Origin of the sequence: Bacillus sp. OV166 (assembly GCF_900177675.1) — a bacterium.
In the GTDB taxonomy this organism is placed as follows: Bacteria; Bacillota; Bacilli; order Bacillales; family Cytobacillaceae; genus Neobacillus.
The window spans coordinates 6,467,629-6,491,000 of record NZ_FXWM01000001.1 but is presented as its reverse complement, the minus strand read 5'-3'; the positions used below and the strand labels follow the sequence as shown (position 1 = coordinate 6,491,000).

Here is a 23,372-nt window from a genome sequence, read left to right as displayed (position 1 = left end):
CCGCCTTCATTTCCTTCGTGGCAAAAATATATATCGGCCCTTGCGCAAGCAAGCGGGCGCCATCTTCAAAGGAATATTCCTCTTTTTCCTCAATCCGCTTCAATAGACCGGTTAATTGAGTAGTAAACATTTTTAACATTAAAACCCTCCTATTCACCCTATTATTATAAGCATTTTTTCGCCACTGCAAAAATAAAAGAAAAATATCAAAATTTCTGCAGGAGAATTTCTCTTTCAGCGAGAAATATAACAAGTGAGAGATAGAGGGATAATAAAAAAGCAATTTAAAAATAAGGAAGAGGTGGAGTTATGAAAGACAAAATTTTAATCGTTGATGATCAGTTTGGCATTCGAATCTTACTAAACGAAGTGTTTCAAAAAGAAGGGTATCAGACCTTTCAGGCTGCCAATGGCATTCAGGCTCTTGAAATTGTAACAAAGCATGACCCCGACCTTGTCCTATTGGATATGAAAATTCCTGGAATGGACGGTATCGAGATTTTAAAAAGAATGAAAGTAATCGATCCGGAAATCCGCGTCATTATCATGACAGCTTATGGCGAGCTGGATATGATTCAAGAAGCGAAGGACCTTGGAGCGATCACTCATTTTGCCAAGCCGTTTGACATTGATGATATTCGTGCAGCCGTTCGAAAACACATCCCTCAAAAGATGAATTAACGTCATTTTTTTATAAAAAACATAAGAACTGTGGGAATAGTTAAATGGACGCGCTTTCATTATGACAGTTTATAAAACTCTGACTTTTTAATGGCATTTCGAACCTTGGTTTGATATGATACATATGAACTTTTTACTGGTTGGTTATCTTTTTCAAGTAATACATAATCCGTAAAATTGAGGGAAAACCTTAATACGGAAGGCCCATTTTTGAAAAAGATAGCGACCTAAACTAAGGAGGAAGAGAAATGCCATTAGTTTCAATGAAAGAAATGCTCATCAAAGCAAAAGCAGAAGGCTATGCGGTTGGGCAATTTAACTTAAATAACCTAGAATTTACACAAGCCATTCTTCAAGCTGCACAAGCTGAAAATTCACCAGTTATCCTTGGGGTATCTGAAGGTGCTGCCCGTTATATGTCTGGCTTCAAAACCGTTGTAAAAATGGTTGAAGGCTTAATGGAAGACTTGAAAGTGACAGTACCAGTGGCCATTCACCTTGACCACGGTTCAAGCTTTGAAAAATGTAAAGAAGCGATTGATGCAGGCTTCACATCTGTTATGATCGATGCTTCTCACCACCCATTTGAAGAAAATATCGAAATTACTTCTAAAGTAGTTGACTATGCTCATTCAAAAGGTGTTTCTGTTGAAGCGGAATTAGGAACTGTTGGCGGCCAAGAAGACGATGTTATCGCTGAAGGCGTCATTTACGCAGATCCAAAAGAATGTGAAGAACTTGTAAAACGCACAGGTATCGACTGCCTTGCACCTGCATTAGGTTCTGTTCACGGTCCTTACAAAGGCGAACCAAACCTTGGTTTTTCTGAAATGGAAGAAATTGGCAAGATTACTGGTCTTCCATTAGTCCTTCACGGCGGAACTGGTATCCCATTAAAGGATATCCAAAAATCTGTTTCACTTGGAACAGCAAAAATCAATGTGAATACAGAAAATCAAATCGCATCTGCAAAAGCTGTTCGTGAAACATTAGCAGTAAAAACAGAAGAATACGATCCACGTAAATATTTAGGACCAGCTCGTGATGCCATCAAAGCAACTGTTATTGGCAAAATTCGCGAATTCGGTTCTTCAGGCAGAGCGTAAGACAATTCTGAAAAACGGGAACAATGTCGTTTTTATATTTGTTCCAAATATGATAAAATGAAAACCGTCCTTACCAAAGGGCGGTTTCAGTTTGTGAAAGAAAACTGAAAATTGAATCAGAAATCATTGCAGCCTCCATTCGTAATCCAGTTCACGTGACAAAAGGCCGCATTAAGAGGCGCTCATATTGCAACCATTCCATACAAAGTATTAATGGGATTATTCCATCATCCATTAACAGATAAGGGCATTGAAGGCTTCCTAACAGACTGGAAAGCTCGTACAGAGGCATAAATTTCCAGTTTTATGAAAAAATTTTTCATTACCATACATGAAAATAGAATTTTGGTGTAAACTAAAGGATAGACAAACTGTCGGATTTTGACTTTTCGTGATGGAAAAATATACCTAGAGCCTCATTCAGTAATAAGCGGATGCGTACCGATTGACTTACAAGGGCTTAGAAGGGAGTCGAAAATGGAAAAACTTAAAATTGCGGGCGGATATCCGTTAAAGGGAACTGTACGGATCAGCGGGGCAAAAAACAGTGCCGTCGCGTTAATTCCTGCAACAATTTTAGCGGAATCACCAGTGACAATTGAGGGATTGCCGGACATTTCAGATGTTGAAATCTTGAAGGACCTCCTTGAAGAAATCGGCGGAAACGTTCAGCTTTCTGATAACGATATGACGGTCGACCCATCTACCATGATTTCCATGCCCCTGCCAAACGGGAAAGTAAAAAAGCTCCGTGCTTCTTATTACTTAATGGGTGCGATGCTCGGCCGATTTAAAAAAGCGGTAATTGGCTTACCTGGCGGCTGCCATTTAGGACCAAGACCGATTGATCAGCATATTAAAGGTTTCGAAGCACTTGGGGCCCAAATCACCAATGAACAAGGGGCGATTTATTTACGGGCGGACGAGCTTCGCGGCGCACGGATTTATCTTGACGTCGTCAGTGTGGGAGCAACGATTAATATCATGTTGGCGGCTGTTCGGGCCAAAGGCCGAACGGTGATTGAGAATGCGGCGAAAGAACCGGAAATCATTGATGTGGCGACGCTGCTAACAAGTATGGGTGCGAAAATTAAAGGCGCAGGAACGGACGTGATCCGTATCGATGGTGTGGAATCACTCCATGGCTGCCGACACACCATTATTCCAGACCGAATTGAAGCTGGCACGTATATGATTTTAGGCGCAGCGGTAGGCGAAGGCGTGTTAATCGATAACGTCATCCCACAGCATTTAGAATCATTAATTGCTAAACTGCGCGAAATGGGTGTTCGTGTCGAATCCGGCGATGATCAAGTGTTTGTTGACGGGTCAACAAAATTAAAGGCTGTCGACATTAAAACGCTTGTTTATCCTGGGTTTCCGACCGATTTACAGCAACCGTTTACAACGCTTCTGACAAAGGCTGCCGGCTCAAGTGTTGTGACAGACACGATTTACGGTGCCCGCTTTAAGCATATCGATGAACTAAGAAGAATGAACGCCAATATCAAGGTGGAAGGGCGCTCAGCCATCATAAATGGCCCGATTCACCTTCAAGGTGCCAAAGTGAAGGCAAGCGACCTCAGGGCAGGAGCCGCACTTGTCATTGCCGGATTGATTGCCGAAGGAATTACTGAAGTAACCGGTCTTGAACATATCGACCGCGGCTATAGTGACCTTGTCGGAAAATTAAACGGACTCGGTGCAACCATTTGGCGGGAAGCGTTGACAAAAGAAGAAGTAGAACAGATGAAGAACACATAGAAAAGCGCGAAGGACACTAGCCGCTGGGCGCTGGAGCTAGACAATAGAAAAGCGGAAGCGCCCGGTTTAGCCGCTGAGCGCTGTAGCCTAGACAGAAAGCAAAGTTCAGGAGATAAACATAAGACATAGGGAGATGGAGACCGATGGAAAGAAGTTTAACGATGGAGCTTGTCCGTGTCACAGAAGCAGCAGCACTAGCTTCAGCCCGTTGGATGGGCCGTGGGAAAAAAGATGAGGCCGATGGTGCAGCTACTTCTGCCATGCGCGATGTGTTTGACACCGTGCCAATGAAGGGTACAGTTGTCATTGGTGAAGGGGAAATGGATGAAGCACCAATGCTTTATATTGGTGAAAAACTTGGGACAGGCTACGGACCACGCGTCGATGTTGCCGTTGACCCGCTCGAAGGGACCAATATTTTAGCATCAGGCGGCTGGAATGCTTTAGCGGTTCTTGCGATTGCTGACCATGGCAACCTTCTTCATGCTCCTGATATGTACATGGAAAAAATCGCGGTTGGGCCCGAAGCAGTCGGACATATTGATATTAATGCGTCTGTTCTGGACAACTTAAAGGCCGTTGCCAAAGCGAAAAATAAAGATATCGAGGATGTCGTGGCGACTGTTTTAAATCGTGAGCGCCATGAGCATATCATTGCTCAGCTTCGTGAAGCAGGGGCAAGAATCAAGTTAATTAATGATGGTGACGTGGCAGGTGCCATTAATACGGCATTCGACAATACCGGTGTGGATATTCTCTTTGGTTCTGGCGGTGCTCCTGAAGGCGTTCTGTCTGCTGTTGCCTTAAAATGTCTTGGCGGCGAAATCATCGGTAAACTATTGCCGCAAAATGATGCGGAGCTTGAGCGCTGCATCAAAATGGGACTTGATGTCAATCGCGTCCTGCGGATGGAGGACCTTGTCAAAGGCGATGACGCCATTTTTGCTGCGACAGGGATTACCGACGGAGAATTGCTGCGCGGTGTTCAATTCAAAGGATCCTACGGTTCGACCCACTCAATCGTTATGCGTGCCAAATCAGGCACCGTCCGCTTTGTCGAAGGTCGTCATAGTTTAAAGAAAAAACCTAATTTAGTGATTAAATAGGCGATGCCGCAAGGAGGGTGCCTGACACCAGTGCGTGTCAGGCACCCTTCATGGCATCACCTCTCCTAAATTAAAAAACTCCTATTACACTCGATTAGGAATTTTCAACGAACTCCTTCAAAGAAAAAATTCCCAATGAATGAAAATAGAAAATTTAGTTGATTAATTTTTTGCATAGAGGGTAAAATAGTAATTGTTTTATGCATTTTTCTGCAATTCTATTCATTTCTTACTACTTCTATTTCAATTCCTCAACTCTCTTAATTATTATCTGATTGAAAGAAATGGCTGTGTTAGAGGTCATTGTTGATTTATAGCCTACGTTGATTGGAGCGGAAGGTGCGAAGACTCCTGCGCGAGGACGGGTCAGAGGAGACCCCACAGGCGCTTTGCGCCTAGGAGGCTTCCCAAACCGCCCGCGCGGCGCTGCGCACCTGGAGCGGAAATCAACGACCAAGTTTAAAGAGCCAAAAAAATAAAAGTGTGGTGCACAAATGGACTTAACAATTTCAAGTTTAGAAAATATGAAGCTGAAGGAGCTTTATGAGCTTGCTCGCGAATATAAAGTAACTTATTACAGCAAATTAACAAAAAAAGAATTAATTTTTGCCATCCTGAAATCTCGTGCGGAACAGCAGGGGTACTTTTTCATGGAAGGCGTCTTGGAAATCATCCAATCAGAAGGATTTGGATTCTTACGACCAATTAACTACTCGCCAAGCTCAGAAGATATCTATATTTCTGCTTCGCAAATCCGCCGCTTCGACCTTCGTAATGGGGATAAAGTTTCCGGTAAGGTACGACCTCCAAAGGAAAATGAGCGTTATTATGGACTATTGCACGTGGAGGCTGTCAACGGGGAAGATCCGGAATCAGCGAAAGAACGGGTGTACTTCCCAGGCCTCACACCATTATATCCAAACAGACAGATGAAATTAGAAACGACTCAAAAACATCTATCGACAAGAATTATGGACGTTGTCGCACCGGTTGGTTTTGGGCAGCGTGGCTTAATCGTCGCTCCGCCAAAAGCGGGTAAAACAATGCTGTTAAAAGAAATTGCAAACAGCATTACAACGAACCATCCGGAAGTGGAATTAATCATGCTGTTAATCGATGAACGTCCGGAAGAAGTGACCGACATCGAGCGTTCGGTTGCCGGTGACGTCGTCAGTTCGACGTTTGACGAAGTACCTGAAAATCATATTAAAGTAGCGGAGCTGGTGCTTGACCGCGCGATGCGTTTAGTCGAGCACAAACGCGATGTTGTGATCCTGATGGATAGTATTACGCGTCTGGCTCGTGCATACAACCTTGTAATTCCTCCAAGCGGAAGGACGCTTTCTGGTGGTATTGATCCAGCAGCCTTCCACCGTCCGAAGCGTTTCTTCGGGGCAGCCCGTAATATCGAAGAGGGCGGCAGTTTGACAATTCTTGCGACGGCTTTGGTCGATACAGGCTCACGGATGGATGACGTGATTTATGAGGAATTTAAAGGGACAGGTAATATGGAACTTCACCTTGACCGTCAGTTGGCTGAACGTCGTATTTTCCCTGCGCTTGATATCCGTCGTTCGGGAACGCGTAAGGAAGAGCTGTTGATTCCGAAGGATCATTTGGATAAATTATGGGCGATCAGAAAATCGATGTCAGATTCACCAGATTTTGCGGAACGATTCTTGAAAAAATTAAGACAAACTAAGTCGAATGAAGAGTTCTTCGCGCAACTAGGGGAAGAGCTGAAATCTAGACGTTCGTAGTCGATGCGGTGAAGCGGTCAAATTAAGCCGGTCCTAGTCAATTAGGTATCGGACAACCCTGGTAGATGGGACATGATGGGTTCCTTTCCGAAAAGAAACCAATAAATCCCAACTTGCCAAACATGGCTTTGCTTGTTATAATGGGTGCAGTGTGTTTTTAGTATTTCAGTACTTGGTTTTTGCAGGTGCTTTATATAACTCTGTTTCGAATGATTCAGGGCGGAAGGAGATGAAAAGAATGAAAGCAGGAATTCATCCAAATTATAAAATGGTACAGGTGACTTGTGCATGCGGAAACACTTTTGAAACTGGTTCAGTGAAGAAAGAAATTCGCGTTGAAACTTGTTCAGAATGTCATCCATTCTATACTGGTCGTCAAAAATTCGCTGAAGCTGGCGGACGTGTTGACCGTTTCAACAAGAAATACGGCATCAAGAGCCAACAGCAACAATAATTGTAAAAAGTACAGGCAAGCAGCAATTTACTTGCCTGTTTTTTATTTAAATAAAATTCAAATAATTGATAGATATTTAAGGATTTGCTTGGAAGGAGACGCCGTTTTATGTATTTAATGAAGCAAAGCGGATGGGTTGAGGTTATCTGTGGCAGTATGTTTTCTGGGAAATCGGAGGAATTGATTCGCCGCGTTAGACGTGCTCAGTTCGCCAAACAAAAGATAGCTGTTTTTAAGCCGAAAATTGATAATCGCTATCACGATCAATCTGTCGTTTCTCATAATGGATCTTCTTTTGACGCGAAGCCAATTACTCATTCGATTGAGATTCTTCACCATGTGGAAGCAGATATGGATATTATCGCCATTGATGAGGTTCAGTTTTTTGATGAGGGGATTCTCAGGGTTGTGCAACAGCTGGCTGATAGCGGTCATCGGGTGGTTTGTGCGGGTCTTGATATGGATTTCCGCGGTGAGCCGTTTGGGCAGATGCCTGCGTTGATGGCGATTGCTGAATCGGTGACGAAGCTGCAGGCGGTCTGTTCTGTTTGTGGTTCGCCTTCAAGCCGGACGCAGCGTCTAATTGATGGACGTCCAGCCTCTTACCATGACCCAGTCATATTAGTGGGTGCCTCCGAAGCGTACGAGCCCCGCTGCCGTCATCATCACGAAGTCCCAAAAACGGCGTCCTATACCGTTCATGCATAGACCAAGAAGTTACAAATGAATGTCAGGGTTGGTTGAGTTTACATAATTAGTGCCTGACACCATTGGAAAAACTGTCTGAGAAGGGGTTCTCAGGTAGTTTTTTTGTTTATTAGGGGGAAATTTGCGGTTTGGCGGAATGTTTGGGTAGTTTGCGGAATAAACTTCGAGTTCGGCGGAATTCTGGGTAGTTTGGCGGAATAACTTTGGAAGTTGGCGGAATTCTACCCAGTTTTGGCGGATTCCCTTGTGGGACCGCCAAATTCCTCCTCCCGGACTTGGAAAGAATTCACTCGACCTGTTGCTGCCGTGACCGGGCATGATAGTAATGGGAGGTGTAAGATGCAAAAATTTATGTTGTTTCTCTCATTAAGTATGTTGTTTTTAGTAAGCGGCTGTAACGGGAATCAGGGTGGGAATCATGGGAATGAAGAAGCTTATGACCTACGGCGTGACCAATCCGCACCCAATTATATGTCCAATCGTGGCAATGACCGCAACACGCCGACGAATATGTCGGATCGGGGCAAGAATAAGCAGCATATGGTCGAAGATGATATCACCAATCAAAATCCGAACTTCCTTGACCTGAAGAGGACAGGAAGCGGCAGCGAAGCTGGTGCGAATAATCAAGGCAACGATATCGAAAAGGCTAAGCAAGTCATCGCGGATTCCAATGAGTTTACGGCCGATTCCATCTGGATCAACGGCGACCGGATGTGGGTATCTGTTTATAAAAAAGGAATGCAGTCTGAGCGGGGAAAAATTAATGCCGAAGCACGACTCCATCGGAAACTAATCCAGGCCTTGCCGCGGTATAAAATTGAAGTACGTGTCAAAGAAGACCGAAGGTAGCATGCTCTGATTATCAGGGCATGTTTTTTCTACGGCTGTAGCTTGAGTTCCTTTTTAAAAAAAGGATTTTAACTTGAAAAATCACCCCGCGAAAAAATTTCCCCTTAATTTGGTTTTGACGGTTGTTTTCACCTATACTATAATTAGAATGTTATGGACAAAAAATTGAGGTGAATAGACCGTGTTTGATCGTCTTCAATCGGTGGAAGATCGTTATGATAAGTTGAATGAACTTTTGAGCGACCCACAAATTATTAATGATTCAAAGAAACTTCGTGAATATTCAAAAGAACAATCTGATATACAAGAAACTGTACTAACTTACCGTGAATATAAAGATGCGCGCGAACAACTTCAGGATGCTAAGGCGATGCTTGATGAGAAGCTGGATGCGGATATGCGTGAAATGGTGAAGGAAGAAGTTAATGAGCTGGAAGCGCAAATCGTTGAGTTGGAAGCTAAGATGAAACTATTGCTGATTCCAAAGGATCCGAATGATGACAAGAACGTTATCTTTGAAATCCGCGGAGCAGCGGGCGGTGACGAAGCGGCCTTGTTTGCTGGGAATTTATATCGCATGTACAGCCGTTATGCGGAAGCGCAGGGCTGGAAGACGGAATTGATTGATGCGAACCCGACTGGTCTTGGCGGTTATAAGGAAATTAGTTTTATGATCAACGGCCAGGGTGCCTATTCGAAGTTGAAGTATGAGAACGGCGCACACCGTGTGCAGCGTGTTCCGGAGACGGAGTCAAGCGGCCGGATTCATACGTCGACGGCGACAGTTGTTTGTTTGCCGGAAGCGGAAGAATTAGAAGTGGAAATTAATGATAAAGATATCCGTTTTGATGCGTTTGCGTCAAGTGGCGCCGGCGGACAGTCCGTTAACACGACGATGTCAGCAGTTCGGTTAACGCATATTCCAACTGGGATTGTGGTTTCGATTCAGGATGAGAAATCGCAGCACAAGAACAAAGATAAGGCGATGAAGGTTTTACGCGCACGGATTTATGATAAGTATCAACAGGAAGCGCAGGCGGAGTATGATTCTGTCCGTAAATCTGCGGTTGGTACGGGTGACCGTTCGGAGCGGATTCGTACGTATAACTTCCCGCAAAACCGGGTGACGGACCACCGTATTGGCTTGACGATTCAAAAGCTTGATCAAATTTTAGAAGGCAAGCTCGATGATGTCATCGATGCGCTGATTATGGATGATCAAGCGCGCAGGCTGGAAAGTGCCTCTAATGAGTAAAAAAGTCTATGAAGCTCTTCAATGGGCTTCTTCTTTTTTAGTTTCAGCGCGTCGTGATGAGAATGCAGGGGAGCTGTTACTTCGCCATTTCACCGGAATGTCGCGGGCGCAGTTGTTTGCGAATGTCCGCGATGACCTAGCTCCGGGCGTGTGGGAAGTCTTTGAAAAAGCGGTTGGTGAACACGTGAAGGGTGTGCCGGTCCAATATATCATCGGCACGGAGGAGTTTTACGGGCGCCCGTTTATCGTCAATGAAGAGGTGCTGATCCCGAGGCCGGAAACGGAAGAACTCGTCTACGGTGCACTTCAACGGATCAAGCAGCTGTTCAGTGGAGAGCAGGTTATCAGGTTAGCGGATATCGGGACCGGGAGCGGCGCCATCGCGATTACGATGAAGCTGGAAGAAGCGGAACTTCGAGTGTCAGGCACTGATATTGCGGAGGCGTCGCTGGCTGTGGCACGGGAGAATGCGGCCCGGCTTGGGGCGGAGGTGGAGTTTGTTCAGGGGGATTTGCTTGGCCCGTTTATGGTGAGCGGGGCTCGGTTTGATGTGATCCTCTCGAATCCACCGTATATTCCGCTCGGTGACATGACGGCGATGTCGGAGGTTGTGACGGAGCATGAGCCGCACCGGGCTTTGTTTGCGGGGACGGATGGCTTGGATTTTTACCGCCGCTTTATGGTTGAGCTACCGCGAGTACTAGAGAAGCGCGCGCTGGTTGGATTTGAAATTGGGGCCGGTCAGGGCGAAGCGGTAGCGGAGCTTTTTCAAAAAGCTTTTGAAAGTGTAAAGGTAGAGATTGTGAATGATTTAAATGGCAAGGACCGGATGGTGTTTGCGGAGATCGGCTTCGGGGCTTAGGTTCCGGTCATGTGGAGAATTTACTATAATGAAAATCATAAAAAAGCTCAGAGTATGATGGCTCTGAGCTTTTTTATAGTTCAATTAGATAGGATGTCATTTCTTTTATTTTGGAGTTATTACGGGAACTGGCAAATTGGTATACGTTACAGAATGCAAATTTCTTTTTGTTTTCTACGATTTGGGTACCGTTAACTGAGCCGTGATATCCGTGGGTGATAATGGTGTTAATCTGCAGTTCGGTTACTTTATTATTTTGGTTTTGTTTGAGGATTTCGATCACTTTTTCTTTTCCTTGGAACGGATGTTGGCCGATGATATTCCAGTGAAAATCGTCGGTGATATTCTCTGATAGAAAAGCGAGGTCGTTGTGTGCAAAAGCGATGCTAAATTCTTTGAGGTATGCTTTTTTGGGTGCGTTGCCGCAATCGTCGGGGCAAATTACTTTTAAGTCCACGTATTCCGATTTTGAATGATCCATTTTTTTACACTCCATTTCCCTTAGATTTATTTTCTACAGAAAGACCTTCTACATATTTTATCATATATTAGATTTTATCCTTTTGAGTGGAAGACATCCAATCGTTTCTTTGGAAAATATTAAAATTTAATAGTTTAAGATTCTGGCATTTTGTCCAAAATGAAGGTATCGAAGGGACGGTGCTAGAATTGAAAAGTAAAGTGATTGTTTGGGGATATCTTATCGTTTTGTCTTTAGGGACGATGTTGAGTTTATATATGCCGAAGACGGAAGCCGCAGCGAAAGAATCGATTGTGATTCCTGGTGAAGCGATTCGGCTCAGGATTCTTGCGAATAGTGATTTTGAAGAGGATCAAGCCATTAAACGGAAAGTCCGCGACGCGGTGAATGCACAGATTACCCTGTGGGTTCAGGATTTAACGTCGATGGAAAAAGCAAGAACGGTCATCAAGTCGAAGCTTCCTGAGATTCAAGCGATTTCGGAACAAGTGGTCCGCGATCAAGGGTCCGATCAATCAGTGAAAGTGGAGTTTGGCAAGGTTCAGTTTCCGACGAAATTATATGGTCAATTTTTATATCCAGCTGGTGAATATCAAGCGATTTTGATTACGTTAGGTTCGGGGGAAGGCGCGAACTGGTGGTGCGTGCTTTACCCGCCATTATGCTTTCTTGATTTTTCAAATGGGGTGGCTGTGAGTGATGGCTTTGAGGGAGAGAAAAAGGCGAAGGCAAAAACAGTGAGACCTGCTACTGCTAAGTCCGAGGAAAAGGTTGAAAAGGCCAAAACGGTGGCAACGGTTGAAAAGGTAAAAGAAGAAGTAAAGGAAGAAGCAAGCTCAGTTGAGGATACGAAAGCGGTTGAGGTTAAGGGAGAAAAAGAGGTTAAGGTCAAGTCTGAAAAAGAGGAAAAAGCCACAACTGTGGACGAAGAAGAAATGAAGAAGCCGGAGAGGTTGATCGAAAAAGATGCGCCGGTGTTCAATGAGATAATGGTTGAGGTTGAAGATGAGCCGGTAAAGTTGGCTAAAAAGGATGCGCCTGTGTATACTGCTGAAGATGAAAAGCCGGTGGAAGTGAAGTTTTTCGTCGTAGAGATGTGGGAGAAGATGTTTAATTAGAACCAGTTCCGGCAATGGGGCTGGTTTTTTGTGTGGAAAAATGCGGCGAGGCTGTGGTCGTTTCTTTAATAAAATTTTACTAGATTCCCGTTTCTAGCGGTTCTATTTGTTCTAGCTCATCCATATTCATAGAGTAGAATCTTAAAAAAAGAGGTGGAAGCGATGCAGGCATTGATTCGCAGAGCAAATAAACAAGACTTGGGCAGTTTACGACAGTTTTTATCCAGAGCCAATCTGGGAACGGATGGATTAACCGAGGATACGATTGACTATTTTTTGCTGCTAGAGAATGAGGATGGCATCTTAAAGGGTTCGCTTGGCATGGAGGCCTTCACGGAGTTCGGGCTCTTGCGCTCCCTCGTTGTTACACCTGGACAAGCTGAAAAGGAAATCTTCGTTCTTTTTGATCAAATGGTGCAATTAGCGAAAGAAAAAGGGATGAAAGGTTTGTTTTTGGCAACAAATAAGAGCGTAGCCTTACCATTTTTCGAAATATTGGGCTTCCAGAGGATTGACCGGGCAGAAATACCCAGCGAATTTTATCAATCTGAACATATTCGACACGTTTTAAATGTGGATAACTCTATATTTTTGAAATTTTCACTATAATTGTGGATATATCCACAAAGTTATCCACTATTTCAAGGAAGTTGTGCACAATTTGTGGATAACACTTGTATTTATGCCCACCTTCTTTTATACTTTCAAACGTATTGAGCTTAAAATATGAGTCTAGGTGACTAAATTCGCCAAATTTCGCTAGAAGACTCATTCGTGATAAAGGTGGATAATTATGAACACAAAGGTTTGGAAAGTGGATAAGTATGTGGATAATCTTGAAAATAATCCACAGGTTGTGGATGCAGCGAATTTTTTACGGGATAACGAAGTGGTTGCCCTGCCAACGGAGACGGTTTATGGTCTTGGAGGGAACGCGGAAAGTGATGTGGCGGTTGGGAAGATTTTTGCGGCCAAAGGAAGGCCGAGTGATAATCCACTAATTATCCACATCGCTGAAAAAAAGCAGCTGAGCACGTTTGTAACTGAGGTTCCCGACAAGGCTGAAGTGTTGATGGATGCGTTTTGGCCGGGACCACTGACGATTATTTTTAAAAAGAAAGAAGGCGTCCTAGCGGAAACGGCCACGGCGGGATTGTCGACGGTTGCAGTGAGGATGCCGGACCACCCTGTCGCACTGGCGTTGTTGAAAAGTTGTGGACTGCCAATTGCTGCCCCGAGCGCCAACAGTTCGGGCAAACCAAGTCCAACGAAAGCCCAACATGTCATGGACGATTTAAACGGGAAAATTGCTGGTGTAATCGACGGCGGCGCAACAGGAATTGGCGTGGAATCAACGGTCATCGATTGCACGGAAGCGATTCCGGTTATCTTAAGACCGGGCGGGGTAACAAAGGAGCAACTTGAGGCCGTGCTCGGTGAAGTACGTGTCGATGCCGCATTAACAGACGAGGCGGCCCGGCCGAAAGCCCCGGGCATGAAATACCAACATTACGCCCCGAATGCACCTCTATTTATGGTGTCAGGCACCACGAAGTTTCTCCAGAGTCTAGTAGAAGAAAAGCGGTTTGAGGGGTTGCGGGTCGGGGTGCTGACTACGGAAGAGCAGGCTGATGTGTATGAAGCGGATGTGGTGCTAGCTTGCGGGAAGCGGGCGGAACTTACGACGGTTGCCGCGGAGCTTTATGATACATTACGAAGATTTAATTTAGAAAAGGTCGATGTCATTTACAGTGAGGTATTTCCGAACGAAGGTGTCGGAAATGCAATCATGAACCGCCTTCAGAAAGCCGCTGGAAATAAACTGATCGCTGAATAAACACTAGGTTCTCCGCGAAGGGGACCTGGTGTTTTTTTTAAATGACGACATTATAAGGTTATAAACTTAGATAACTGTCTAGCTGCAGCGCCCAACGGCTAGTGGACTTCGCTCTTTTCCCTACGATAAGTCAACATCGAATCGCTACGCTCTCCGTGTTTCCTTTATCTCAGTCAAAGCGCTCCAGTCCATACGCCGTTAAACGGGCGCCTCCGCTTTTCTAAGTGTCAGGCACCAAGTATTTGCGGTCGCAAACACCATTATGTAACAAATTTTGGAATTAGAAACGAGGAAGAAGCGGTATAATAGACGTAAGCGGCCAATATTCCAGTTCCCGAACGAGACTTCTAAATTAGTTTGGACGTGCATATGCTAGGGTAGTTAGTCCAAGGAGGCGGGGTCCGAATGTCTGAAATGGTTGGCGAAATAGTAACTCTTATGTTAATGGCGTTTGCGCTAGGGATGGATGCATTTTCAGTTGGACTTGGCATGGGGATGTACAAACTTCGGCTCAAGAAAATTATTAATATTGGCATCACGATCGGTTTGTTCCATGTATGGATGCCGCTGCTTGGCTTAATTGCTGGGAAATTTTTATCAGATAAGTTTGGTACCTTTGCGACCTTTATCGGCGGTTTTCTGCTGATTTTACTCGGTGTGCAAATGGTGTGGTCCACCCTCAAAAAGAGCGATGAAAAGGTTATTTCCCCAGTTGGGTTCGGCTTGCTGCTCTTTGCCTTGAGTGTGAGTCTTGATAGTTTTTCCGTAGGGCTTACCTTAGGCATTTATGGTGCGAAGACGATTATGGTTATTTTGTGTTTTGGAATTATGGCAACCATCCAAACATGGGCGGGACTGCTGCTTGGCCGCAAGATGCAGGGCTGGGTCGGGTCATATAGTGAGGCACTAGGTGGAGCTATTTTACTTGCCTTTGGCTTAAAGCTGCTCGTTCCCTTCTTTTAACGGGCGGATCGGCCAACCATTTCGAATCTCTAACTTAAATATGATAAAATAAATTACATAAGATCTTGTAAGGAGGCAAACACATTGCAGCGCATTTTGTTTGTATGTACAGGAAATACGTGCAGGAGTCCAATGGCAGAAGCAATTTTGAAAAAAAAAGCGGTCGACGCGATCGAAGTGAAGTCGGCAGGCATTTATGCTGCGAACGGCAGCGAGGCATCGACACATGCAAAAAGGGTGTTAGAGGACAATGGGATCGTGCACAATCACCGTTCCAGTTTGTTAACGAGTGTTGAGGTCAAATGGGCCGACCTCATCCTAACGATGACATCCTCACATAAGTTGGCCATTCTGCAGCAATACCCTCATGTGAGTCAAAAGGTATATACCTTAAAGGAATACAGCGGGGAAGGCTTCAATCATGATGTCGTCGACCCGTACGGCGGACCGCTCGCCATATACGAAGAAACATTTCGTGAACTAAATGGATTAATTGATAAAGCGATTGGAAAACTAAAGTAAACGATGCTCTCTTTTCGAAGAGGGCTTTTATTTTTTGATTGAAACTTTATATTTTTGTGGCGGTATGTCAAAATTAATCAGGAAAGCAAAGATCCTTTTCGTGACGGACACTAGTGGCGAGGAGCTGGGGTTTGTCTGTAAAAGATAAATAGAATTGAGGAGGTTTTTAATATGAAAGTGGCATTAGCATCAGACCATGGCGGAGTGAATCTTCGCAAAGAAATCGCGCAATTACTTAACGAACTGGGAATCGAATTTGAAGATTTTGGCTGTGACTGTGAAACATCGGTTGATTATCCAGATTACGCCCTGCCAGTTGCTGAGAAGGTAGCGAGCGGCGAGTTTGACCGCGGGATTCTGATTTGCGGAACGGGAATTGGCATGAGTATTGCTGCTAACAAGGTGAAAGGGATTCGCTGTGCCTTGGTCCATGATACGTTTAGTGCCAAAGCAACGCGGGCTCATAATGATTCAAACATCATAACGATGGGTGAACGCGTCATTGGCCCTGGCCTGGCCAGAGATATAGCTGAAATCTGGCTGACGGGTGAATTTGAAGGCGGCCGTCATGCGAACCGGATAGGAAAAATTGGTGAATACGAGGATAAGCACCTCTAAATTAGCTCGGGCTGGACTGGAAATCTTTTTTAGTGGAGGTCAAGGCGTATGATTCAAACGTGTGAACAAGAACTGGAAGCGATTTTAACGGAATTCAAAGAGCAGGGTGCGTTAAGACAAGGGCAGCTGTTAGTGGTCGGCTGTAGTACGAGTGAGGTGATTGGGGAGAGAATTGGCACCTCTGGTACGGTTGAAGTGGCGGAAATGATTTACTGCTGTTTGAAAAACCTTCAAGCGGAGACGGGGATCACGCTTGCCTTCCAATGCTGTGAGCATTTAAACCGGGCCTTGGTCGTCGAACGTGTGGTTGCCGAGGAAAGGCGGTTCGATGAAGTGTCAGTTGTCCCTGTCCGTAAAGCAGGCGGGGCGATGGCCACTTACGCGTTTGGAGCAATGGAAGACGCGGTTGTAGTGGAGTTTGTGAAAGCGGATGCCGGGATTGACATCGGCAACACACTCATCGGGATGCACTTAAAACATGTCGCCGTTCCAGTCCGCGTGAAGCAAAAAAGCATCGGACAGGCCCATGTAACACTCGCCAAAGTACGCCCGAAACTGATCGGCGGCGCAAGAGCCGTATACGAACGGAATCAGGAAAACTCGAGCTGCTCTTAATAAACTTTGGTGTCAGGCACCATCATTAAAGTTTTTTATTAGCTGGAAAATTTTGATGTATCACATTAAAATACGAATGTTATTGTGATAAAAATTAATTTCGTTCGGAAATCAAAGTTCTGATATATAAAAATATTCCACATTAGGTAAAAAAATAATTAAAAACCGAAAAATGTTTCCCTTTTATTTTGAGGGTGTTTCATGCTAAAATGAATAAGAATTTTCGAAATTATCTATAGTGACTTACATATTAAGGGGGATTTTTGTCATGAAGCATTTGCCACAAGCCGATGAACAGGTTTTTCAAGCGATTCAAAAAGAATTAGGTCGTCAACGTTCAAAAATCGAATTAATTGCCTCAGAAAACTTTGTAAGTGAAGCAGTCATGGAAGCCCAAGGGTCCGTTTTAACAAACAAATATGCAGAAGGCTATCCTGGCCGACGCTATTATGGCGGCTGTGAATATGTTGATATCGTCGAAGATTTAGCCCGCAACCGCGCAAAGGAAATCTTCGGAGCGGAATACGTGAACGTGCAGCCTCACTCAGGTGCACAAGCTAATATGGCGGTTTACTTCACAGTTCTAGAGCAAGGTGACACCGTGCTTGGCATGAATTTATCCCACGGCGGCCACTTAACACACGGCAGCCCAGTTAACTTCAGTGGTGTTCAATATAACTTTGTTGAATATGGTGTGGACCAAGAAACGCACCGCATCAATTATGATGATGTGCGTGCAAAGGCACTCGAGCACAAGCCGAAAATGATTGTAGCTGGTGCTAGTGCGTACCCTCGCGCGATTGACTTTGCAAAGTTCCGTGAGATTGCCGATGAAGTCGGTGCATACCTCATGGTGGATATGGCGCACATCGCTGGACTCGTTGCGACAGGATTGCATCAAAACCCAGTACCGTACGCTGATTTTGTTACCACAACTACGCATAAAACATTACGCGGTCCACGCGGCGGGATGATCCTTTGCAAAGAGGAATTCGGCAAGAAAATTGATAAATCGATCTTCCCTGGAATTCAGGGCGGTCCACTTATGCATGTCATTGCTGCGAAAGCTGTTGCGTTTGGCGAAGCATTACAGGACAGCTTCAAAGAATATGCAGGTCAGATTATCATGAATGCCCAGCGCTTAGCTGAAAGCCTTCAAAAGGAAGGCTTGAAGTTAGTATCAGGCGGAACGGACAACCACCTCTTGTTAGTGGATGTAACGACGCTTGGATTAACTGGCAAGGTTGCTGAAAAGGTCCTTGATGAGGTGGGCATCACGGTTAACAAAAACACGATTCCATTTGATCAACAAAGTCCGTTTGTAACAAGCGGTATCCGCATCGGTACTGCAGCAGTGACAAGCCGTGGTTTTGTTGAAGCGGATATGGACGAGATCGCTTCAATTATCGCGTTTACCTTGAAAAACCATGAAGATGCGGCGAAACTTGAAGAAGCGCAAGGTCGTGTCGAAGCATTAACAAGCAAATTTACTCTTTATCCAGAATATTAATAAGAAAAGCGCAAGCGCCCTGTTCAGTGGCGTATGGCCTGGAGCGCTCCAACTGAGATAAAGGAAACACGAAGAGCCGAAGGTGCATGCGTGCTTGACTTATCGTAGGTTGGAGAGCGAAGGACACTAGCCGCTAGGGCGCTGGAGCTAGACAGTTGTCTAGGTTCAAAAACTTATACTTTCTTATTTTAGCAACAGAGAATCGGCCTATCGTGGGCCGATTTTTTTTGAAAAATCTAACTAGTTGAAAGTGCTGATTTCTATTTGCTCATTGCCTTATTTTTCTGTAAAATGAGACGAAGTGTTTATAATTTAAAATAAGGAGCGATGATTATGGCCAAGGTATTCGTTTTCGACCATCCACTCATTCAACATAAACTAACTTACATACGTGATAAAAACACAGGAACAAAGGAGTTCCGCGAGCTTGTCGATGAAGTCGCGACGCTGATGGCGTTTGAAATTACCAGAGATATGCAGCTTGAGGATATCGATATCGAAACACCTGTCTGCCCAGCGAAATCTAAGGTATTATCCGGAAAGAAAATTGGGATTGTGCCCATTTTGCGTGCAGGAATCGGAATGGTTGATGGCATCTTAAAATTAATCCCAGCTGCGAAAGTGGGCCATATCGGTTTATACCGGGACCCTGAAACATTGCTTCCGGTTGAGTATTATATTAAGCTGCCAAGTGATGTAGAAGAGCGTGATTTCATTGTGGTTGATCCGATGCTCGCAACAGGCGGTTCGGCGATTGAAGCAATTCGCTCCTTGAAGAAGCGCGGCGCGAAACATATCAAATTTATGTGTTTAATTGCGGCACCAGAAGGCGTGGAAGCAGTAAAGTCAGCCCACCCGGACGTGGATATCTATATTGCTGCATTAGATGAGAAATTAAATGACCACGGCTACATCGTCCCAGGCCTTGGTGATGCAGGAGATCGGTTGTTTGGAACGAAATAAGATACCGTTTGAAAAAAAGTCGAGAGTATTCGGCTTTTTTTTTGTTGGTTTTATTAAAAATAAGTCATTGTTTTTTGGAAAAAATAATGAGATTGGGAGCCTTAATTGTTTTTTTGGGGAAATAAAAGTCGGTTTTGGAACTCCAATTATTTTTCTTAAAAAAAGAGAAAATCCATACTGGAACCCAAATTGTTTTCGAAAAATACAAAATCCCTTTTGGAACCCGATATATTTCTCGAAATAAGAGAAAATCCATACTGTGGAACCAATTTATTTTTTAAAAAAAGAGCTCATTTTTGGAAAAAAATGTCTAATAACACAAAACACCTTGAAAATGGCACAAAACTCTAGAAATCGGCACAAAACCGGCCCAAAATAGCACAAAACCACCGAGAAATGGCACAAAACTCCAACGAGAACATTTTTGAACTTGAATAAAGAACATAAAACGATAACAAGAACCGAAATAGACTTAAAAAATAAACGGCAAAAAGACTATATTTCACTAAAAAGATATAATTTGCTTAATTTTTAAGGAGGATATCTAATCTTTTAATAGAAATTACCACTGAATATATATAAAGAGGTGATGTAAATGGTCGTTTTAGAACTGAAGTTACCAATTCAAGCTTACCAAGGTATGGCAATACTCCGCAGGGTATCGAAAAATCATCCAATCATGCCAACCGTCGAACGAGATTTAAGATCGTGGCTGAAGGGATAATACGGAGAGAAGGAATGCAGCTACTATCTTTCGCTTTTGCCAGAAGATCAATATTACATTTTTCATGGCCTGCGGCTAACTGACAAGAAGGCATTCCAAATTGATTTAGTGATCCTTTCAAAGAGGTTTATCTTCATGGCAGAAGTCAAAAATCTATCAAAGAAATTGATTTTTAACAAGGAAACCAATCATGTAACCAAGGAATTTAATAATGAAGAAGAGGGCATTTCGAATCCAATTCTTCAGGTGAAAAGGCAGAAACTGCAATTTGTAAATTGGCTCAGAAAGATGCAAATGCAGGGTTTGCCAATTGAAAAAGTGGTAATCATCAGTAAACCGACGACTAAAGTGGAAACAACCGCTGACAATCAGCAAATTTTCAATGAGTTGATTTATGCCGAGTCACTTCTGGACAAACTGGAAGTGCTTGAAATGAAGTATCAAAAACCCGTGTTTAGCAAAAGAAAAATCAGCCAATTAGTGGACCTCCTTTTAGCCCACCATCAAACTCCTATTCCTAATATTCTCCAAACTTACAAATTCTCAAAAGACGACATTATAACTGGAGTGTTATGTCCTAAGTGTCAAACCGTCAAGATGGATTATTATTCAGCAAATTGGCACTGTCCTAATTGCCTGTTAATCTCAAAAACGGCTCATCTTCCAACTGTAGATGATTATTTTCTCTTGATTGGACCGACGATTACAAGGAAGCAGTTTGCTGAGTTTACACATATTAAATCCACCTTTGTAGCAGGGAAACAACTAAGGGCGCTTAACCTCACGTCTAATGGCTCTAAACGAGGAACAAAATACACACTTCCGAAAAATCAACTCCTGTGCCCGCTCGATGAAAAGGAAATCAACGCATACACGATTCCAACCAAGTAAATAGGAAATCAAAGCATACATAGTTCCAACCAAGTAAATAGGATCTACCCGATTCCCGTTTCCCAAAATAGTCGTGCATACTTTCGCCCTTCTAAGAAAACGATATGGAAAAAGGGGAAATCTATCGATGAAACTTCTACTCGCGTTACTGCTAGCTTTTCAAACTCCGAAAATACTCATCCATCCTTCGATCACCAAAAGCACGCAGGAGACAACCGCCATTATAATCCTGGACAAACCACACACCGACCAGGAAATCCAGCAACTCATGAAACCTTATAAAGGCGTTAAGCTGCGCCGTGTTTTCCACCATGCGCTTGATGGATTCTCGGTCGAAGGCAGTGCAGAAACACTTGCCGAAATCGGCCGCAGCCATAAACAAATCAAAAACGTCTCGCCGGTTATTACCTACCAAGCCGAAACCGAGGAAAGCGTCAAAATTATTGGTGGGGAAGAAGTCCGCAGTTTTTTTGATGAAAAAAATGAACGGCTGACGGGAAAGGGGGTAACGGTCGGGGTCATTGATACGGGCGTCGATTACACCCATCCCGACCTCAAGCGCAATTATGCCGGCGGCCGTGACCTGGTTGACAACGACCGCGATCCGATGGAAACGCTGGCGCTCGGGAAGGCGACGATCCACGGAACCCATGTGGCCGGCATTATTGCAGCCAATGGAAAAATAAAAGGCGTTGCCCCGGAGGCAAAAATTGTTGCGTACCGGGCGCTTGGGCCGGGCGGGGGCGGGACCACCGAGCAGGTGCTCGCGGCGATTGACCAGGCGATTAAGGATAAAGTGGATGTCGTCAATCTCTCGCTTGGGAATGATATCAACGGGCCCGACCTGCCAATCAGCCTCGCGCTCAACCGCGCGGTCGACCGCGGAATTGTCGCCGTGGCGGCATCTGGTAATTCCGGGCCAAATGTTTGGAGTGTTGGCTCACCCGGGACCGCCTCCAAAGCGATATCGGTAGGTGCATCGACCCCAACTTTGGAGACACCCTATCTTTTAATAGAAGGAAGTCGGGATAAATTCCAGATTGAACCGCTCGAAGGCTCAGCCAAGTGGTCGCTCGACCGCTCCGCTGACATTGTCGATGGTGGCATCGGCAGACCAGACGAATTGAAAAATGTCGATGGAAAAATTGCCCTCATCAAAAGAGGGATTTTAACTTTTTCAAAGAAAGCGGAAAATGCGAAGCGGGCAGGGGCAAAAGCGGTGCTCATCTACAACAATATGAGCGGCGGCCGTTTCATGGGAAACCTCGATACGCAAATGTCGATCCCAGTTGGGGCCATCTCGAAGGAAGATGGGGTTATTTTACAAAAAGCCTTAAAAAGTCAAACCACCTCGGCAAGGGTCACGGTCAGCGAGGATTCAGACCGGCTCGCTGACTTTAGCTCGCGGGGCCCGGTGACGGGAACCTGGGAAATCAAACCGGATATTGTTGCGCCCGGGGTAGCGATTAATTCGACGATTCCAGGCGGCTATTTATCGCTCCAAGGGACGAGTATGGCGGCGCCGCACGTCGCTGGGGCCTGTGCATTAATTAAGCAGGCCCATCCGGACTGGACGCCCGAACAAATTAAAGCGTCCCTGATGAACACGGCAAAACCGCTCGCAAAGTCTAATAGCGTTGACCGTACGGCGACCATCCCGAACGGAGCTGGGCGTCGGACCACCGCCAACACTGACCGAACCCTTGGGACACGTAGTGAACCCGCCTACTACCGCACCTTTGAACAGGGGGCAGGCAGAATCCAGGTCGACGAAGCGATCCAAGCCACCACACTCGTCACACCAAGCAGTATCCGGTTTGGGAAATTTACGGAACAGAGTGACGCCCATAAAGCCTTTCTGCATGTCGAAAATACAAGCCAGCAAGACCAGCGTTATTCGTTTGATATCCCGCCGTATGTCGATGGACTGGAATGGAGGCTGCCGCTTTCGTTTACGCTCGAACCTCAGCAGACCAAGGACATAACGGTCGAGTTAACGGTTGACCCGCAGGTGTTTAAAGGGAAAATTCACGACGGGTACCTCCGCTTGCAGGCGGGCGGGGCAACGGTTCGCATTCCGTATCTATATGTACTAGAGGAGCCGGACTATCCACGGGTAATGGGCTTTGATTTTGCCGAAGGAGACAAACCAGGACAGTACCGCTATGAGGTGTATTTACCGGGCGGGGCGGAGGAATTTGGGATTGCCTTGTTTAACCCGGAGGATTATCGTTTTGTCGCATATTTAGATACGATTACCAATGTGAAAAAGGGACTTATTCGCAAGGACATCCCAGACGACCAGCTTCCAGCAGATGGGACCTATTTAATAAAGGTTTTTGCCAAAAAGGCCAGTAAAGAGGATCATATTGAACGGATGATCACGATTGAGAGGAAAGAAGACTAAATAGTAATTTTAAGAAAAGACCTTGTTCACACCAAGACATGGTCTTTTTAACAAAATCATAATAAAGGTTCATAATATTGTACCATTAGTATAATTCTAATTGTTCACAAAATAGACACAAAATGAACAAAATTCCTTCACAATTTACTCTACAATAAGATTGTTGAGTAAATAC

23 protein-coding genes and 2 pseudogenes are annotated in these 23,372 nt (G+C 44.7%); 23 read left to right on the top strand and 2 right to left on the bottom strand.

The genetic code is table 11. The features are described from left to right. Window positions 1–139 (bottom strand): DUF2529 family protein (locus tag CCK98_RS31755; RefSeq protein WP_142292222.1); only part of this gene is annotated, 139 nt, incomplete at its 3' end. Window positions 140–309: 170 nt separating this feature from the next. Between CCK98_RS31755 and CCK98_RS31750 the strand changes: the two genes are divergently transcribed. The 11 genes and pseudogenes from CCK98_RS31750 to prmC all read left to right on the top strand — a co-directional run bounded on the left by CCK98_RS31750 (window position 310) and on the right by prmC (window position 10,548). Next, window positions 310–681 carry a response regulator gene (locus CCK98_RS31750; protein WP_088090228.1) on the top strand — a complete coding sequence of 124 codons (372 nt, stop codon included), beginning with the start codon at window positions 310–312 and terminating at the stop codon, window positions 679–681. A gap of 248 nt (window positions 682–929) precedes the next feature. After that, window positions 930–1,787, top strand: coding sequence for a class II fructose-bisphosphate aldolase (locus CCK98_RS31745; protein WP_088090227.1), 858 nt, complete (start codon window positions 930–932; stop codon window positions 1,785–1,787). Between the two features lie 110 nt (window positions 1,788–1,897). Further along, a pseudogene (locus CCK98_RS31740) lies at window positions 1,898–2,081 on the top strand (fructose-6-phosphate aldolase); the annotation flags it as partial. A gap of 183 nt (window positions 2,082–2,264) precedes the next feature. After that, a complete protein-coding gene (locus tag CCK98_RS31735) occupies window positions 2,265–3,551 on the top strand; it encodes a UDP-N-acetylglucosamine 1-carboxyvinyltransferase (RefSeq protein WP_088090226.1) in 1,287 nt (428 codons plus the stop codon). 143 nt (window positions 3,552–3,694) lie between these two features. Further along, window positions 3,695–4,657: a class II fructose-bisphosphatase gene (gene glpX / locus CCK98_RS31730; RefSeq protein WP_088090225.1), complete on the top strand. Its 963-nt coding sequence runs from the start codon at window positions 3,695–3,697 to the stop codon at window positions 4,655–4,657. Between the two features lie 494 nt (window positions 4,658–5,151). Further along, complete coding sequence (rho, locus tag CCK98_RS31725) at window positions 5,152–6,417, top strand: transcription termination factor Rho (RefSeq protein WP_088090224.1); 1,266 nt, start codon at window positions 5,152–5,154, stop codon at window positions 6,415–6,417. 238 nt (window positions 6,418–6,655) lie between these two features. Further along, entirely contained in the window at window positions 6,656–6,871 is a 216-nt protein-coding gene (gene rpmE / locus CCK98_RS31720; RefSeq protein WP_088090223.1) for a 50S ribosomal protein L31, read from the top strand. 108 nt (window positions 6,872–6,979) lie between these two features. After that, window positions 6,980–7,579 carry a thymidine kinase gene (locus CCK98_RS31715; protein WP_088090222.1) on the top strand — a complete coding sequence of 200 codons (600 nt, stop codon included), beginning with the start codon at window positions 6,980–6,982 and terminating at the stop codon, window positions 7,577–7,579. Window positions 7,580–7,825: 246 nt separating this feature from the next. After that, the gene (locus CCK98_RS31710; protein ID WP_142292221.1) at window positions 7,826–8,431 is read left to right on the top strand and encodes a hypothetical protein; all 606 of its coding nucleotides are present in this window, start codon (window positions 7,826–7,828) and stop codon (window positions 8,429–8,431) included. 181 nt (window positions 8,432–8,612) lie between these two features. Beyond that, complete coding sequence (prfA, locus tag CCK98_RS31705; protein WP_088090220.1) at window positions 8,613–9,686, top strand: peptide chain release factor 1; 1,074 nt, start codon at window positions 8,613–8,615, stop codon at window positions 9,684–9,686. After that, window positions 9,679–10,548: a peptide chain release factor N(5)-glutamine methyltransferase gene (prmC, locus tag CCK98_RS31700; RefSeq protein WP_088090219.1), complete on the top strand. Its 870-nt coding sequence runs from the start codon at window positions 9,679–9,681 to the stop codon at window positions 10,546–10,548. The genes prfA and prmC overlap by 8 nt, the downstream gene beginning before the upstream one ends. Window positions 10,549–10,621: 73 nt before the next feature. Here prmC and CCK98_RS31695 read toward each other — a convergent pair whose 3' ends face one another. Continuing rightward, window positions 10,622–11,029 carry a nuclear transport factor 2 family protein gene (locus tag CCK98_RS31695; RefSeq protein ID WP_088090218.1) on the bottom strand — a complete coding sequence of 136 codons (408 nt, stop codon included), beginning with the start codon at window positions 11,027–11,029 and terminating at the stop codon, window positions 10,622–10,624. 188 nt (window positions 11,030–11,217) lie between these two features. Between CCK98_RS31695 and spoIIR the strand changes: the two genes are divergently transcribed. The 12 genes and pseudogenes from spoIIR (at window position 11,218) to CCK98_RS31635 (ending at window position 23,197) form a co-directional block, all read left to right on the top strand. Then, the gene (spoIIR, locus tag CCK98_RS31690; protein ID WP_179195988.1) at window positions 11,218–12,147 is read left to right on the top strand and encodes a stage II sporulation protein R; all 930 of its coding nucleotides are present in this window, start codon (window positions 11,218–11,220) and stop codon (window positions 12,145–12,147) included. Between the two features lie 162 nt (window positions 12,148–12,309). Beyond that, window positions 12,310–12,756, top strand: coding sequence for a GNAT family N-acetyltransferase (locus CCK98_RS31685; RefSeq protein ID WP_088090217.1), 447 nt, complete (start codon window positions 12,310–12,312; stop codon window positions 12,754–12,756). Between the two features lie 184 nt (window positions 12,757–12,940). Further along, on the top strand, window positions 12,941–13,984 hold the full coding sequence (locus CCK98_RS31680; RefSeq protein WP_088090216.1) for an L-threonylcarbamoyladenylate synthase: 1,044 nt from the start codon (window positions 12,941–12,943) through the stop codon (window positions 13,982–13,984). A 405-nt stretch (window positions 13,985–14,389) separates the two neighbouring features. Then, entirely contained in the window at window positions 14,390–14,947 is a 558-nt protein-coding gene (locus CCK98_RS31675) for a manganese efflux pump MntP family protein (protein WP_088090215.1), read from the top strand. A gap of 84 nt (window positions 14,948–15,031) precedes the next feature. After that, complete coding sequence (locus CCK98_RS31670) at window positions 15,032–15,469, top strand: low molecular weight protein arginine phosphatase (protein WP_088090214.1); 438 nt, start codon at window positions 15,032–15,034, stop codon at window positions 15,467–15,469. 171 nt (window positions 15,470–15,640) lie between these two features. After that, window positions 15,641–16,087, top strand: coding sequence for a ribose 5-phosphate isomerase B (rpiB, locus tag CCK98_RS31665; protein WP_088090213.1), 447 nt, complete (start codon window positions 15,641–15,643; stop codon window positions 16,085–16,087). Window positions 16,088–16,135: 48 nt separating this feature from the next. Then, window positions 16,136–16,702, top strand: coding sequence for a TIGR01440 family protein (locus tag CCK98_RS31660; RefSeq protein WP_088090212.1), 567 nt, complete (start codon window positions 16,136–16,138; stop codon window positions 16,700–16,702). Window positions 16,703–16,970: 268 nt separating this feature from the next. Continuing rightward, the gene (gene glyA, locus CCK98_RS31655; RefSeq protein WP_088090211.1) at window positions 16,971–18,212 is read left to right on the top strand and encodes a serine hydroxymethyltransferase; all 1,242 of its coding nucleotides are present in this window, start codon (window positions 16,971–16,973) and stop codon (window positions 18,210–18,212) included. Window positions 18,213–18,545: 333 nt separating this feature from the next. Further along, the gene (gene upp, locus CCK98_RS31650) at window positions 18,546–19,175 is read left to right on the top strand and encodes a uracil phosphoribosyltransferase (protein WP_088090210.1); all 630 of its coding nucleotides are present in this window, start codon (window positions 18,546–18,548) and stop codon (window positions 19,173–19,175) included. A gap of 595 nt (window positions 19,176–19,770) precedes the next feature. After that, window positions 19,771–19,899, top strand: a complete 129-nt coding sequence (locus CCK98_RS36650) for a hypothetical protein (RefSeq protein WP_256942513.1) — start codon at window positions 19,771–19,773, stop codon at window positions 19,897–19,899. Between the two features lie 15 nt (window positions 19,900–19,914). Next, window positions 19,915–20,790 (top strand): annotated as a pseudogene (locus CCK98_RS31640) (nuclease-related domain-containing protein); the annotation flags it as partial. Window positions 20,791–20,917: 127 nt separating this feature from the next. Next, on the top strand, window positions 20,918–23,197 hold the full coding sequence (locus CCK98_RS31635) for a S8 family serine peptidase (protein ID WP_088090207.1): 2,280 nt from the start codon (window positions 20,918–20,920) through the stop codon (window positions 23,195–23,197). Window positions 23,198–23,372: the final 175 nt, after the last annotated feature.

Bases quoted from the DNA above. Each gene is read 5' to 3' on its own strand.
- CCK98_RS31750 (WP_088090228.1), top strand. From the start codon at position 310: ATGAAAGACAAAATTTTAATCGTTGATGATCAGTTTGGCATTCGAATC.
- CCK98_RS31745 (WP_088090227.1), top strand. From the start codon at position 930: ATGCCATTAGTTTCAATGAAAGAAATGCTCATCAAAGCAAAAGCAGAA.
- CCK98_RS31735 (WP_088090226.1), top strand. From the start codon at position 2,265: ATGGAAAAACTTAAAATTGCGGGCGGATATCCGTTAAAGGGAACTGTA.
- glpX (WP_088090225.1), top strand. From the start codon at position 3,695: ATGGAAAGAAGTTTAACGATGGAGCTTGTCCGTGTCACAGAAGCAGCA.
- rho (WP_088090224.1), top strand. From the start codon at position 5,152: ATGGACTTAACAATTTCAAGTTTAGAAAATATGAAGCTGAAGGAGCTT.
- rpmE (WP_088090223.1), top strand. From the start codon at position 6,656: ATGAAAGCAGGAATTCATCCAAATTATAAAATGGTACAGGTGACTTGT.
- CCK98_RS31715 (WP_088090222.1), top strand. From the start codon at position 6,980: ATGTATTTAATGAAGCAAAGCGGATGGGTTGAGGTTATCTGTGGCAGT.
- prmC (WP_088090219.1), top strand. From the start codon at position 9,679: ATGAGTAAAAAAGTCTATGAAGCTCTTCAATGGGCTTCTTCTTTTTTA.
- CCK98_RS31695 (WP_088090218.1), bottom strand. From the start codon at position 11,029: ATGGATCATTCAAAATCGGAATACGTGGACTTAAAAGTAATTTGCCCC.
- CCK98_RS31685 (WP_088090217.1), top strand. From the start codon at position 12,310: ATGCAGGCATTGATTCGCAGAGCAAATAAACAAGACTTGGGCAGTTTA.
- CCK98_RS31680 (WP_088090216.1), top strand. From the start codon at position 12,941: ATGAACACAAAGGTTTGGAAAGTGGATAAGTATGTGGATAATCTTGAA.
- CCK98_RS31675 (WP_088090215.1), top strand. From the start codon at position 14,390: ATGTCTGAAATGGTTGGCGAAATAGTAACTCTTATGTTAATGGCGTTT.
- rpiB (WP_088090213.1), top strand. From the start codon at position 15,641: ATGAAAGTGGCATTAGCATCAGACCATGGCGGAGTGAATCTTCGCAAA.
- CCK98_RS31660 (WP_088090212.1), top strand. From the start codon at position 16,136: ATGATTCAAACGTGTGAACAAGAACTGGAAGCGATTTTAACGGAATTC.
- glyA (WP_088090211.1), top strand. From the start codon at position 16,971: ATGAAGCATTTGCCACAAGCCGATGAACAGGTTTTTCAAGCGATTCAA.
- upp (WP_088090210.1), top strand. From the start codon at position 18,546: ATGGCCAAGGTATTCGTTTTCGACCATCCACTCATTCAACATAAACTA.
- CCK98_RS36650 (WP_256942513.1), top strand. From the start codon at position 19,771: ATGGTCGTTTTAGAACTGAAGTTACCAATTCAAGCTTACCAAGGTATG.
- CCK98_RS31635 (WP_088090207.1), top strand. From the start codon at position 20,918: ATGAAACTTCTACTCGCGTTACTGCTAGCTTTTCAAACTCCGAAAATA.